Source organism: Legionella sp. D16C41 (assembly GCF_048541585.1).
GTDB lineage: Bacteria > Pseudomonadota > Gammaproteobacteria > Legionellales > Legionellaceae > Legionella_C.
This window is the reverse complement of record NZ_CP183304.1, coordinates 145281-159396: the sequence shown is the minus strand read 5'-3', so window position 1 is coordinate 159396 and position 14116 is coordinate 145281. Positions and strand designations below refer to the sequence as shown.

Below are 14116 nucleotides of genomic sequence, written 5' to 3'. Positions count from 1 at the left end.
CTTAACTTAAATCTATTGTAAGTTTGGTAAAGTATCTTATTAACACGAGTTATCAGCTTCAGTAGAGATAATTAGCTGACAAATTTAATCTATACCAGAACCACTTAATAAATAATCGCAAACTTGCTAATTTCTTCTATTTGAATATTTATAGACTAAGCTTACTAGCACTAAGGTTAATAATGCAAAAATAGCAATTAACCAAGCTGTAGCATCAAAACCAGCTACTGCTGCATAGCTGGTCGCTGTTACTAATTCACTATGCAAAGGTTCTGCTAGATGAGGAATACTCGCAAAGAAACTACTGCTAGAGGTCATCCACTGCTGATAAAACTGAGTTTGTAATTGATGATTGACTTGATAGTTCTCTAGTAAAGCTGAGAAATGATATTGTGTGCTTTGTTGATAAATTATTCCACCGATTGAAATAGCCAAAATAACACCTAAATAAATACTTTTTACAACCATTCCTGATGCCTCACCAGTTTTTTCTTTTGGTAAAGCCGCTATAGCAATTTTGGGAAATAGTGTTTGGGAAATACCAAAACTAATGCCAGCCAATATTAGAGGTAATATAAAATAGTAATAATGAGTATTAATGGTAGTATACGCAAAGGCAAAGAAACTTAATGTTGATAATAAAAATACTAAGCTCACCACAATCCCTTCGTATTTAACCCATTTTAATAATCGGCTAGCTAGTAAAGAACTTAGAAAATAAGCTAAGCATAATGGTAAGATAGCAAGTCCTGCTTGTTGGGTATTATAATTTGCTAGTAATGGGTTTTGTATTAATAAATTAAAAAACAGTAATAAAACATTCATGGCAAACGCATACATGCATAAGCCAACTAAGCTGGTGGTGAAAAACGGATTAGTAAAATTTTTTAAATCTAATAGAGGATAGGATATTTTTGTTTCGACATATAGAAAAATAGCTAAACATACTATACCAATAGTAAAGTTGCTTAATGTTTTAGTATCCGACCAACCCCAGCTATTGCCTTCTACTAGCGCTAATACAATAGTGCTAATGCTAATAATAAATAAAATCAAACCGATAAAGTCAATGCGGTTTACCATGGTATTTTTATTATTAGGTGCTCGTAATAAAATAATAATACCAGCTAGGATCATAACAACTATATTAACTATAAAGACAATTCGCCAATTAAGTAATTCTGCTATCGCTCCGCCAATAACTGGCCCTAATGCCATGCCTAAACCAGAAACCGCTGACCAAACGCCAAAAGCAAAAATTTGTCTATCCTCTGGAACGCCATCTCTAATCAGTGAAGAAGAGCCCGGAAAAACCAAGGCTACTCCTAAACCTTGTATCGTGCGGCCTAAAATAAACATCCAGCCAGTTATCCCAATAGCAATGACAAATGAACCAAGCGCAAATATTAAACATCCGATTAAAAAAATAGTACGCCTGCCAAAATTATCGCCTAACTTGCCGCCGATGACCACTAGGGCAAGAATTGCCAATAAATAACTATTGAACAACCACTGCGCAGTCGTAGTGGCTAAATTAAATTTTTTAATTAATAACGGCGTTAAGTTATAAAAAGTTGTGACATTGAATGCTAGGGTAAAGATACTAATCGCTATAGCAAAGATTAATAGGCCACTTTTTTGCGGATTATCCACAGGCTGAACATTCATATAATTATCTCCCGACTAAAGTCAAAAGAGCAAAGGAGTGCAGCTTTGGTCATTTAAACAAAATGATAATAAGAGTAAAAAAATACTTCATTATCCACCGCGATAATCAATATTCTTATTATTTATCAGTATTTGTTAAGAAAAGTTAATTTAAACTAGAATTATAATAACTCTTTTCTATAATAATTTTATTATAGTAGTGATAAGAGCGGCTATTAATTTGAAAAAAATAACTATGGGTCAAATTATTCATTTTGGAATAATCTATTTAATACTTGCTTTTTTTATTTTTGGTAGTATTAATGACCGCTCTCTATTGGCTAACCTTGGATTTGGCTTTATTTATAGCTTAAGCTGGCTTAGTTGTTTTCTTATACCTAGCTATATTTATAGCGATCCCGATTTTAATCAATTCAGCATTAAGAGCAATTTTTATCTCCAAAGTTTGAGTTTTTCACTGCTTTTTTGGTTGGCTCAGGTCGTATTGGTTCTATTTGGCTTAAGATTTTTTCAATATAATTTGATGTTTATCAACTTAATGGGTACCATAATATGCTTATTTTATGCCTTGACAATAGTAGTTAGCAAAACCCCGTTAACTATTAAAGACAATAAAGCTGATCCGTTTTTTATAATCATCAAAGCTATCATTTCAACTTTACTTATTAGCTATTTTCTCTATCTTGGCCTTATAATTATTGTTATTAATTTTACTCCAAAAACTGAGACTTTTTTATGTCAATTAAGCTTAATTTTTTTAGCAATTTTCATTCTCTTTATTACAAGTCAAATACCCGCCAAAAGGTTAACCAAAATTATTTTAAGTTGTGTTATAGGCTTTTTTATAACTGCAATTGAAATAGCTTATTTCAGCAGTCTTGCCCAAAATACTATTATTAATGTTCAACCTATTAAAGCTACAATGCCTTCTCCTTATACTGTTTATAGATAAAATTTTTAACTAATAAGTTATTATTAATATTGCATGGTTAGTATGCTTAGCTAATAAGGGAAAAAAGTTATGTTCAAAACCTCTAAATTAATTTAGAGTAAATTGAATAAATCCAAAACAATTACTTTAAACTACCTTCGTTAAAAGGCAGTTAATTTAAAAAGCTAATTTCTGTGAATTTGTACTTATCAATTAGGCTTAGCTATTACAATAAAGCCATTTTTTTGTAGACATCAACAAGTTAATGTAATGATAATATGCCCTATAAACTATATTTAGTTCAGGGACTATTATGCAGCACACTCTATTTAAATTAAGTTTTCTTCTTGTAACTATAACTTGGAGCTATTCTTTAGTTCAAGCAAGTATAGTTCCTATGGCAAGCCTTCCTCAATGTAAAGATATTCACGTGCCTGATGCTAAAAATATTCAAATTAGTAATCAAGGAAGTCTTTATACGTTCAAATTTACGCTACCTAATTGTGGGCACTCTTCCTCTCAAGTTCATTATCCAACTGCGTATATTGTTCAAGAACTTATTGATGATTTTTATAAGAGCGGGCTAGTAAATTTAACTATAACTCAAGATCCTCCTTCTTTGCCTTTAGCAAAGGACCGATTTTTACTTGAAGTACAACAATCACTTTTTAGCGATCGTTTTTCTTTTAAAGAAGAGGTCGAACTTACTTATGAACGAAATTATATTCATATGCTTAATCAATCGCATATTGTACCCGGTAGCATAACTAAAGCATTAGACCCGTTTAAACCATTACGTGATATTCAATGGAAAAATGATTGTACACAAGAATCAGCAGGTTGGTGCTATACCTGGGATGGATATTTTTCAGTGACTTGGGATTGGGATGGTAGCAGAAATGTTGATGAAATGAAGAAGTATGTAATAAATAAAATCTTGCCGCAGGTTTTTCAAGAAAGTTATATTCGATATGAACAATTTATTTATAAAATAGCTAATCCTTAAAAGGTTTTAAGCTTCAACTTTTTCTTGATTATCAGCATGGGCATGATAGGCATCTAGAATAAAATCTACAAATACTCGATGCTTTAAAGACAGATGTTTTGGTCGTGGATACACTAACCACACTGTCATTGGTGTGGCCCTAAATTCTGTTAAAACCTCTACAAGCTCTGTGGAGTCAATAAATTTTTGGAAAAAATAGCGCGGCAAAAATGCAATACCAACACCTTGTAAAACTGCTTCCAATACCAAAGCGGAGTTATTAAGACGTAAATTTCCATTTACAGAGATAAAATAGTTTTTATCTTGTTGACGAAAAAACCATACATCTCCTTCATACAAATTGATTTGATGAATAATACAATTATGTTTCTTCAACATATCGGGTTTTTTCGGTATTCCATGACGTTTTAAATAAGCTGGTGTAGCACAACATATCATTTGATGATCAATTAATTTTTTTGACTGTAGAGTACGCGTGTTTATTTCTTTATAGCGAAAATAAATGTCGTATGAATCATCAATCAAATCTGGAAAAATATTGCTCTTTATAAATTGAATAGTAATTTGGGGGTAAATCTCTAAAAATTTGGCAATAATTGGTAATAATTCTATATAACCTGAGTAGACAGAAACCGATAAATTAAGTAAGCCTGAAGGCGCTTGTTTTTTATTAGAAAGATCATTTTTTAATTCTGCAAGAATTCTAGAAATATTTTGACAATGTTTATAGCAATACTCACCGTATTTTGTTAAGGAAAAACGTCGTGTGTTTCTATTTAATAGGGTCACTCCAAGCTCTTCTTCAAGGCTCGCAACCTTTCTAGTAACTGAAGCAGGAGAAATTTTTAATAAGTTTGCTGCCTTATAAAAACTATTACTATCTACCACTTGCAGGAACACTTCTAAATTAGATAACACATTAATATATTATTTCATTTTTGAAATAGTATATTACAAAAATATAGTATTGATTGCTATAGGGAAATAATGGAAAAATGGTTTTTGAAAAATATAACCAAAGGACTGATTGTGAATACATTAAATGAAACTATTTTATCCCATACTGATTTGACATTTTCAGCAAAGAAAATTCGCAAGTTAAGTGAACAATTCTCTCGACATGGCATAGTTAAAATTCCTAATATAGTGAGCGAAAAACTTAAAAAAAATATTCATAATGAAATTTATGGTTTACTTGAAAAACATGCTGAACGTCGCGATCTTTTATTAAAAACTACAGACAATACTCCTCGGTATTTAAGTGTGGTACGAAGCGAGCTAATTGAAGAATACAGCTTGCTAATTAAAGAAGTTAGAGAGAATCAAGCTCTGCTGGAATTTTTAGCGAAGATTACTCAGGAAAAATTGCTAACCAATGTCAAAGAAGATGAAAAATTCGTTATCACCAAGCAGGAATTTAGTGGTGATACTCACGGGTGGCATTGGGGAGATTATAGTTTCGCTTTAATCTGGATTGTTGAAATACCACCGGTAGATTGTGGTGGCATGTTGCAGTGTGTTCCTCATACTAGTTGGGATAAAGAGTCTCCTGATTTGTATCAATATTTCTGTGATAACCCCATTTACACTCACTCATTTGTTCCAGGGGATGTCTATTTATTAAAAGCTGATACCACATTACATCGCACGCTACCCCTAAGATATGACGCAACCCGTATTATGCTTAATATGACTTGGGCAAGTATTCGTGATGAAGCTAATCCATTTCTAACTGTCGATGACCGTTGGTGGGATAATGTTAATGCACAGGCTGCACACCATGTTTAATGCTAAGCAAACAAGCCATGATGCAGCATTATTTCTAAAAGCCAAGCGTGACTTAATGCAATGTAAGTCTTATGAAAGTATCCAGGATCTCTTGTTAGGCTTAATCAAAAAAAATGATCAATGGCGGACAAAAAATTGTATTAACTTAGTGGCAGCTGAAAGCCCTATGAGTCAGGTCGCTCGGTCCATGCTTTCATGTGATTTAAGTATACGCACTGCAGGAGGACATATTGGTAAAAATAATCGCTATTTCATGGCCTGTGAATATATCGATCAGCTTGAATCTATTTGCCATGTTTTAATGACAAGCTTATTTGATTGTCGTTACTTTGAACACCGGCTATTAGGAGGGACGCAAGCATGTCAAGTTGTCTATTCTGCTCTTACTAAACCTAAAGACACTTTAATTACCGTTATGCCTAGGCATGGCGGTGATTCAAGCAATTGCAGTCAGAGTATGCCTGGATTATTAGCTTTAAACATTGTACCCATGCCTTTTCTAGCTGATCATCTAACAATTGACTTACAGCAATTAGAATATCTAGTTTGTTGTTACAGACCTCGATTAATAACGCTTGGTTTTTCAATTTGCCTATTTGAACAGCCATTAAAAGAAATTTCCATCATTGCTCAAAAATATCAGGCCCATGTTTTTTATGATGCAGCGCATGAACTTGGTTTAATTGCTGGGAAGTGCTTTGCTAATCCCTTTAAACGAGGTGTTACTTTAGTTAGTGGTTCCACCGGCAAAACCTATAGTGGCCCGCAAGGGGGAGTATTGCTTTGGGATGATGAGGGCTTAACTCAATTAATTGAGACAACTGTTTTTCCTAATTTTGTGGGTACTTACCAATTAAATCGAGTTGCGGCATTAACATTAACTGCATTGGAGCTACATCAGTATGGTGAAGCTTATATGAGGCAAGTAGTGCGTAATGCAAAAGCTTTAGCCACCTATTTAGATGACTTTGGACTTAGTGTTTTTGCTAAAGAGAAAAATTACACCCAGACCCATCAAGTTTTAATTAACGTTGAAAAATATGGTGGAGGTTTTAAAGCAGCCTGTCGATTAGAGGCATGCAATATTATTGGTAATCAGGTTTCAATTCCGGGCCATGAGAAGTCTTTCCAAGGATTAAGAATTGCGACCACTGAGATCACTAGAAAAGGAATGAAAGAGCAACAAATGCAACAGATTGCTGAGCTTATTTATCGAGCACTAGCAACGCAGGAGCAGGCAAAACGTATAGCAAGTGATGCCAGCTGTTTAAGCCAATCATTTCAAGAAATTTATTACTGCTAAATTCTAGCATAACTAATAATAGGGAAATTAAAGCAATGATTTATATTTTAATGGCCGCAATTTTATTAAATATTATGCCTGGCCCCGCTATGTTTTATGTGGCACAGCAAACGTTAAGTCGTAACACACGTGCAATTGTGCTTTCAATCCTTGGCATTGAATTTGGAACTATACTTCATATTCTAATATCTAGCGCCGGATTAACTGCAATCCTTGCTAAGTCTTCTTCATTTCATAGTATTACTAAGTATATTAGTGCTTGTTTTTTAATTTATCTTGGTGTTTCACAATTAATAAAGCCTAAAAGTATAGGTATTTCTTCAGCGCAACGATCAGTTTTTTTAAAAGGTACGATTATTAATGCACTGAATCCTAAAATTATACTTTTTTTTATGACCATACTACCTCAATTTATAAATTCTAATATTACCTATTCTTCTAAATATATAGCCTTAATAGGACTTTTATTTGCTTTCTGGGGAGGCTTAGCTAATATCGTATTTAGCTTAATTATAAATACATCACTTAACTCTATTAAGAACACTGCTAAAGTGTTTTTAATAGTAAAGTGGTTAACACAGGTAATTAGTTGTTTATTTATTTTGTTAGGTATTGCTTTTGTATGGAAGCAATAAAAGACCTTACTTTTGAATTAGGAAAAGTCAAATTAAGATATGATGGGAACATTATTTAGTTCACATACATTTATTGATTTTTTCTAATTCTATTTAATGTTTCGGAAGTAAGTCCTAAAAATGAAGCTATCATCCATTTAGGAATTAATGAAATATGCTTTGCATATTTTTTAATATTCATGAGTACATAAATCAAGCCTAATACTTAATTGAAAGCTTGTAGCCACCTAGGCGCATGTTTAATGCTAATTTTTAAACCCAAAATAAATAGATAAATACGATAATTATTAAAATTGGTACAATATACCTAATTAAAAACTGCCAGATAGCAAATAGTTTAGGATTAAAATCTAGTTCCGTTCTTGCAACATTTTGATTTAGTACCCAGCCAACAAAGATGGCAATTATAAATGCGGAAATTGGCGTTAAAATTTGTCCTGCAAGTTCTTGTACCACTTCACTCATCGACCACGCTTCTGGAAGAAGGTGAGTTGTAAAAATGATGAGTGCACCAATAATTATTGCCAAAAGAGCAATTATAATGGTCGAAATGATACGTTTGAGTGAAAAACGTTCAATTATGGTAACTGCTGCGCTTTCAGCAAAAGCAATAGCTGGCATCCAGGAGGCAAGAACGGTAGCTAATAAAAAACAGGTAGCAATCAAAATACCGCTAGGTAAATGTAACATTGATCGTAAAACTATTGCTAAATCTAAATGAGAAAGTAATGCCATATTACTTTGCGCCAATAATAAGGGAAAAATAATAAAATAAGAGAGGAATGAGGCGATGAGATCAAAACTAAAGATAATTAAAGTAGATTTACCCAACCGGGTAGTAGCAGGCAGATAGGATCCATAAACAATCATTGAGCCCATTGCGGTATTAAGTTTGAAAAAAGCATAGGTTAAAGCTGAAAGTAATAGCTCTGGTGTAATAGGATGATTAAATTGAGTTAAATAAAGAAGCGCATTTTTAAAACTACCAAAATAAGATGCACAAAGTGCAAGTATAAAAAATATTATAAAAAATAACGGTACCGTAATTCGAGAGATTTTTTCTAGCCCACGATTTATTCCTCGTGCAACTACCACCATAGTGAGTAGCAGAAAAATTAAGAAATAAAAAAATGAAAGAATTGTATTGACAGGGCTGATAGCTAAGAATTGACCAACTTGTAATTTTAATTGATTTAAGCCGAACAAAGAGGAAAGATAAACAGAAACATTTACACAATAATAACCTAAAGTTAATACAAGGATAACAAAACAAATCCAACCAAGCCATCGCCAACGATAATTAGCTCCAGATTCCATAGCTAAGAGACTTACAGCGCCGACTGGGTTTTGTTTACCGCGACGTCCGATAAAAAATTCCGCAAGGATAAGAGGGATACTTATAAACAGTTCACAAAAGAGGTAGACGACTATAAAACTAGCCCCAAATTTGGCAACAAAGAAAGGAAACTGAAAAATGTTTCCAAGGCCAATCACCGAACCAATAGTAACTAAGAGATAATCATAATTTGAATCCCATTGTGCTCTTTGTTTTAAAATTTTGCTATCCATAGTTTTCCAGCTAGTTAATTAAATTCTATTCGATCATTTGTCTTATTGCTAACCTAGTGCCTTAATAATTCGCTCTGCTCATTAATTTCTTTCACTGTAAATTTTACATCTTGCTTAGCAAAACTAGGTTTCGCTTTTTCACCAAAAAATCCAAATAATTTGCCTCGAGACTGCTGTTTTTTTAGCGTAATTAGTTGATCATTTACATAGATCTTAAGAGCTCGATTATTAGCGTCCAACTGTAACATGGTCTGGGCTATAGCCTTTCCAATTTTTTTATTAGAGGTATAGATGTAAATATTTTGTCCATTATTTAGCTCTTTTATCGTACGATTTGCTATGAAATTAATAACATCATCGGTTAATTTTTTAGGAAGCTCATAGCTTGTTATATGTTTAAATTTCGTAAATTTAAATTCAGTCTTTGTTTCATTATTATTAGCAATATAAACTGTTTTCTCAGTCTCTTTTTTCAAGTACGCTAAATCATCTAACGGGTTGGTACTAATTGACAAATAATCACTGTGCTGGGTTTTTTTTAGTAATTCTAATTTTTGGTCAATTTTATTGACTAGCTCATCGATTTTATCCCGTTTATTTGTTTTAGTAGCGATACTTTCTAAGAATTGTTTATCCTTTGTTAACATCTGTGAAACTGCTGTTATAGATTTTTCGTCAAGTTGCATAATTTTGCCAAGTGAAAGCTGAATGACAATTAGTTCAGTACGATCTACAACAGCTTGCAAGGCAGTCTCATCAATAGGCCCAGTTATAATTTTTTCAACCTGAGTGCTATTAACAGGTTTAGAGGAAAGAAGAGCTTTAATATGTTTTAACCCCTTTTTCATGGAATTGATGATAGTATTTATCTCGCTACGGGCTTTTGCATTTACGTTTGATTGACAATAATCCATTAAATCATTAGTTGCCTGTGTAAAAGCATTTTCTAAACGATTTAATTCTGTATTTTCAGGTAGGACCCTTGCTATTTCTGCTGCTTCGCCCGCTTGAACTTGTATAGGGCCATATTGAGTTTCATTGGATTTAAGGTATGCAGGTTTTAACGCTTTGGCAAGCCTATTTGCTTTTTCTAGATTATCATAATGATCTCTTTCGTGTGCAATGTCATTTTCTTCATTGTAGGATTTGCCGTAATGCCCCGTATTATCATTTTTATCTAAGGGGAGTTGCATAGGACTGTAAGGACTGTCAGCGGACTCAATATCTACAAGGCTTGACACTTCACTAACTTCATTAATTGCTCTAACGTCATAGAATTTGCCGTAATGTCCCGTATTATTGTTTTTTTCTAATGGGGGTTGCATAGGGCTATAATGATTGTCAGCAACATCCCTAGGGGGTTGCATAGGACCGTAATGACTGTCAGCAACATCCATAAATGATGAATGTAACGCTTCACTAGACTCTTGAAAATTAACTGTTTCTTCTTCTAAAATATTGCTTTCCATAACTTCAGGTAAGCTATTACTAGCGCCTATAGTGGATGCTGTTTCTTGCAGGCGATTTAATTTTTTATGCACGCGATTAAGCAGGGTTTCATAGTGGTCAAATGTCAAATTGGGACGATTTTTTTCATCGCGTATCCAATAATCAATAAAATTTTGTATATTTTGTGGGGTTGTGTAAGGTTGTTCCACTAAAATTTTGAAATCTTCTAAGGCTATGTTTAACCATTGATTACCGTTACTGCTTTCCTTTGCCGCGTTTTTAAGTGCTTTTTTTATCTTATTTTTTACGGCCACCGCTATTTGGTTATGCACAATTGTCTTAAACCCTTCTGCTACATCTTGTTTTTCCGCTTCGCTAGCAGATGACAAGAAGGTTAAGGCCTCCGCAGCAGTAAGCCGTTTTTCTGGATCTATTTCAAGTAATCCAAAAATAATAGATTGGAGTTCAGCGGGAACTTTGTGCAGCGAATGAGCTTTTATTTTCTCAAGTTCCATTCTGAAGCGCTCATTGATAAGAGTTGCGAATGGCTTATTACTTTTAATCTGTTTTAATTCTTCTATCCAGCCTTTTACCTCATTACCAAATTCATCGTGGGAAGTGTAAGGTAGACTTAAAAGGCCTTGTCCTTCTTTAAGCACGCCGCACAATTGCAAAAGCGTTAAACCCAAACGCCAATTATCATGTAAGGCATCAATTTCAATCGATGTAGTAGGTAGCGATTGATTAAGGGTAATAGCGGTATGAATTTCAGGTGTAAAATAACGTCTATCAGACATATGCGACACGTCATAATGGGTAATATTTTGCTTTAAAACAGTAGCAATTAAGTTTGAATTTGAAGTTCCTGCAGAACCAAAATCTGATAAATAGATTTCACCGGATGCACTAACTAATAGATTACTAGCTTTAATATCACGATGATAAAGCTGATGCTCTTGCATCTTAGCAGTAGCTTCTAGCAAAGAACGCGCGGCATGCTTTAATACGGCAGTACGTTTCTCATCAGATGGTAGGTAACTAATTAATTTTTTAAAGTTATTGCCATCACCTAAGGCTGCAACACTGTCCATGAAAAGATAAAGCCTTTCTTGGCCGCGGGCATCGGTTGAAATGACACTATCTGTTCCATATGCTACGTGAGGTATATTTGCAGCTTTAAGCATGCGACCGAAATCATATTCTTTCAACAGGGCGGTTTTTTCTGTTTCAGATTTTACGGCTAATTTTTTAACTGCAAGAAATTTACCGTCTTTTTGAGCTAATCGTACTTTACCAAAAGCCCCCTGACCAAATAGTAAGCGCTGCCTTTGTGCGTCTTTTTGAGAGAGTGGCAACCCGCCTTTTTCTAATCCTAATTGTTCAATAACTAAATTTTCTTGTTCCGCTGTTAAAGAATTCCACAATTCATACGAGCCCTGATCAGTAGTAATCGTGGTAAATTCTTGTTCAGCATTTTTGGTTCTGCGAGTTTGCATCTAGTTTCTCGGAATTTAAAAATGTTACAGCATTATTTGATATAAAAATACAATATATGTTCAATTATATATCATATTTTTACTTAAATGTTGGGTTAAATATCTTGTAGCCGAAGTCAAAGTAATTGGTTGGGATTAAAGAAGTCGTAGTGGTAAGTATTAAGACAATACAATTTTCAACGAAAATCTTATTTTAAAAAGTAAGTATATGGGCGATATAGTATAAGTCTTAAAATTTTAGATTTTACTATGAAAATTAGTTCAAAACTTGCCGAAAAGGGCTTTTAAATCTAATAAGTTTTATCTTTAAAAGCGGTGAAGATTATTAGAAATTTATAGTCTTTAACGGGGTAGAGAAATTTTTATGATAATGAACTATAGAGGTTGATTATTGACAGCGTCTCAGAAAGTATTAAAAATTTTTAAAGAATAGATAAGGAATCGTTAAGTTGACAAAAGAAAAGGATTGGGAACGAGCTGAGCGCCGGGCCAAACGCGAAGCTCGTAGACAGAAACAGCGTGAAGCTAATATTAGTCGCGCACAAAAAATGCATTCCGCGCGTATTGCGGCAGCTGATATAGCTTGTCATACTACAGAGCTGCCAGCTATAAATATTGGCTGCTCAGGTTGGTTTTACTGGCATTGGCGAGGCCAGTTTTATTCAACAGATATGCCCACTACTAACTGGTTTAACTACTACAGCGATAATTTTAAAACAGTGGAATTAAATGCCCCTTTTTATTCCTGGCCAACACTTGCTAATGTAGCTGCATGGCAACGTCAAGCAGCTCATAAAGAATTTATTTATACTGTAAAAGTTTGTGAACTAATTACCCATATAAAACGTTTTATTGATACAGAAACATTAATCTATGATTTTGGCTATATTGCTGATTTACTACAAGCCCGCATGGGGTGCTTTCTTTATCAATTACCTCCAAGCTTTCACTATACTCCCGAGCGATTACACAAGATTGTCATTCAACTAGATCCACGACGGCGCAATGTTGTTGAATTCCGGCATATTAGCTGGTGGAATGAAGAAGTTTATACCGCTTTTCGCCAAGCGGGTATCATTTTTTGTTCGTGCAGTAGTCCCAGTTTGCCTGATGAGTTAGTTGCTACAACAGATGAGGTTTATATTCGTTTCCACGGTAAAGAAAAGTGGTATTGGTATGATTACAGCGAGAATGAACTCACGACTTGGGCCGCAAGGATTGTTCAAAGTGGTGCCAAACGAATTTGGGCTTATTTTAATAATGATCGCGAAGGTTATGCCATTAATAATGCAAAAACTTTCATAAAAATTCTCAAAAAGTTACATAGGTACCCATAGGTAGGGCATACTTCGATATGAACACAATATTGCTATGTATAATTACTTTTGAAATTGTAAATACGCAAGCTTCACTTTTAACTGTCTAATTATTTGTTATACTACTTAAAATTTTAGCTAAGAGTTATATTTTGACAGAATTATTTTATACTAACCAATCGGTAAGTCTTAATTATTTCGAAGGCCCTAAAAACGGTGCGCCGGTTTTACTTCTTCACGGCAACATGGGACGTTGGCAGACCTTTTCCTTGCTTATAAAAGAGCTTTCTAAAACCAAACACATTTTTGCTATGGATTTGCGAGGACATGGTAAATCTTCACATGTTCCTGACTCGTATTTATTAGAAACGCACTTTCAAGATGTTGTTTCGTTTCTTAGCGGAAGAATTAATGAAACTGTGACTTTATTGGGATATTCCCTAGGCGGTATGATTGCTTTAATGGTCGCAGCCTATTACCCTGAATTAGTCCGAGAACTTATTGTACTAGACTCGCCGTTAACGTTAAAAACATTAACACCTATTATTGAATCTCAAAAAGAATTCGGTCAAAAAATTTTGCATTACCGTCAAACTAATCAAATCGAGCAATTATATGCAGCAATAAATGATGATGCATCCAGCATAGGCATGAGCTTGTGTGATCCTAGTATTATTGAAATAACAATAAATCAGCACGAAAAAATGATTGAAGGCTTCAACATTGAGCAGTTAACTCCCTTAATTAAATGTCCGTTTTTACTGCTGCGAGGAGAAGCGCAGTTAAGTAGCATGATTTCAGATGAGGATGTGAGGCGAGTTAAACAACTTTTACCTCATCTGCGTGAGCGAAAGATTTTAGGGCTTGGGCATTCAATGCTAGCGGAGGAATCAGTTATCTCAGCACTTTTGACTGAGATTGCAAAATAAAGAATTTATAAAAGGGGTTTATCAAT

The 14116-nt window shown here is 34.0% G+C and carries 11 protein-coding genes; 7 read left to right on the top strand and 4 right to left on the bottom strand.

Translation table 11 applies throughout. The features are described 5' to 3' along the window. Positions 1-126: 126 nt before the first annotated feature. Positions 127-1668 (bottom strand): MFS transporter, encoded by a 1542-nt coding sequence (locus tag ACNVED_RS15425; protein ID WP_419421258.1) that lies wholly within the window; start codon positions 1666-1668, stop codon positions 127-129. 220 nt (positions 1669-1888) lie between these two features. On the opposite strand from ACNVED_RS15425, the gene ACNVED_RS15420 reads away from it, so the two are divergent. Together ACNVED_RS15420 and ACNVED_RS15415 are read left to right on the top strand one after the other, a co-directional pair. Continuing rightward, entirely contained in the window at positions 1889-2620 is a 732-nt protein-coding gene (locus ACNVED_RS15420; RefSeq protein WP_419421257.1) for a hypothetical protein, read from the top strand. 292 nt (positions 2621-2912) lie between these two features. Continuing rightward, complete coding sequence (locus ACNVED_RS15415; RefSeq protein WP_419421256.1) at positions 2913-3605, top strand: hypothetical protein; 693 nt, start codon at positions 2913-2915, stop codon at positions 3603-3605. Between the two features lie 6 nt (positions 3606-3611). Here ACNVED_RS15415 and ACNVED_RS15410 read toward each other — a convergent pair whose 3' ends face one another. Then, positions 3612-4523, bottom strand: a complete 912-nt coding sequence (locus ACNVED_RS15410; RefSeq protein WP_419421255.1) for a LysR family transcriptional regulator — start codon at positions 4521-4523, stop codon at positions 3612-3614. Positions 4524-4634: 111 nt separating this feature from the next. Here ACNVED_RS15410 and ACNVED_RS15405 point away from each other — a divergent pair, with 111 nt between their 5' ends. The 3 genes from ACNVED_RS15405 to ACNVED_RS15395 are packed head-to-tail and all read left to right on the top strand — an operon-like array spanning position 4635 to position 7331. Beyond that, on the top strand, positions 4635-5393 hold the full coding sequence (locus tag ACNVED_RS15405) for a HalD/BesD family halogenase (RefSeq protein ID WP_419421254.1): 759 nt from the start codon (positions 4635-4637) through the stop codon (positions 5391-5393). After that, a complete protein-coding gene (locus ACNVED_RS15400; RefSeq protein ID WP_419421253.1) occupies positions 5368-6696 on the top strand; it encodes an aminotransferase class I/II-fold pyridoxal phosphate-dependent enzyme in 1329 nt (442 codons plus the stop codon). The genes ACNVED_RS15405 and ACNVED_RS15400 overlap by 26 nt, the downstream gene beginning before the upstream one ends. A gap of 35 nt (positions 6697-6731) precedes the next feature. Then, positions 6732-7331: a LysE family translocator gene (locus ACNVED_RS15395; protein ID WP_419421252.1), complete on the top strand. Its 600-nt coding sequence runs from the start codon at positions 6732-6734 to the stop codon at positions 7329-7331. Positions 7332-7583: 252 nt separating this feature from the next. Here ACNVED_RS15395 and ACNVED_RS15390 read toward each other — a convergent pair whose 3' ends face one another. Beyond that, positions 7584-8900, bottom strand: coding sequence for a hypothetical protein (locus ACNVED_RS15390; protein WP_419421251.1), 1317 nt, complete (start codon positions 8898-8900; stop codon positions 7584-7586). Positions 8901-8953: 53 nt separating this feature from the next. Then, positions 8954-11845, bottom strand: coding sequence for a protein kinase domain-containing protein (locus tag ACNVED_RS15385; protein WP_419421250.1), 2892 nt, complete (start codon positions 11843-11845; stop codon positions 8954-8956). A gap of 449 nt (positions 11846-12294) precedes the next feature. Here ACNVED_RS15385 and ACNVED_RS15380 point away from each other — a divergent pair, with 449 nt between their 5' ends. Then, positions 12295-13182 carry a DUF72 domain-containing protein gene (locus ACNVED_RS15380; RefSeq protein ID WP_419421249.1) on the top strand — a complete coding sequence of 296 codons (888 nt, stop codon included), beginning with the start codon at positions 12295-12297 and terminating at the stop codon, positions 13180-13182. A 131-nt stretch (positions 13183-13313) separates the two neighbouring features. After that, positions 13314-14090 (top strand): alpha/beta fold hydrolase, encoded by a 777-nt coding sequence (locus tag ACNVED_RS15375; protein ID WP_419421248.1) that lies wholly within the window; start codon positions 13314-13316, stop codon positions 14088-14090. Positions 14091-14116: the final 26 nt, after the last annotated feature.

What these genes read in the sequence shown, in the direction of transcription:
- ACNVED_RS15425 (WP_419421258.1), bottom strand. Translation starts at nt 1,668, where the DNA reads ATGAATGTTCAGCCTGTGGATAATCCGCAAAAAAGTGGCCTATTAATC.
- ACNVED_RS15415 (WP_419421256.1), top strand. Translation starts at nt 2,913, where the DNA reads ATGCAGCACACTCTATTTAAATTAAGTTTTCTTCTTGTAACTATAACT.
- ACNVED_RS15400 (WP_419421253.1), top strand. Translation starts at nt 5,368, where the DNA reads ATGCACAGGCTGCACACCATGTTTAATGCTAAGCAAACAAGCCATGAT.
- ACNVED_RS15395 (WP_419421252.1), top strand. Translation starts at nt 6,732, where the DNA reads ATGATTTATATTTTAATGGCCGCAATTTTATTAAATATTATGCCTGGC.
- ACNVED_RS15390 (WP_419421251.1), bottom strand. Translation starts at nt 8,900, where the DNA reads ATGGATAGCAAAATTTTAAAACAAAGAGCACAATGGGATTCAAATTAT.
- ACNVED_RS15385 (WP_419421250.1), bottom strand. Translation starts at nt 11,845, where the DNA reads ATGCAAACTCGCAGAACCAAAAATGCTGAACAAGAATTTACCACGATT.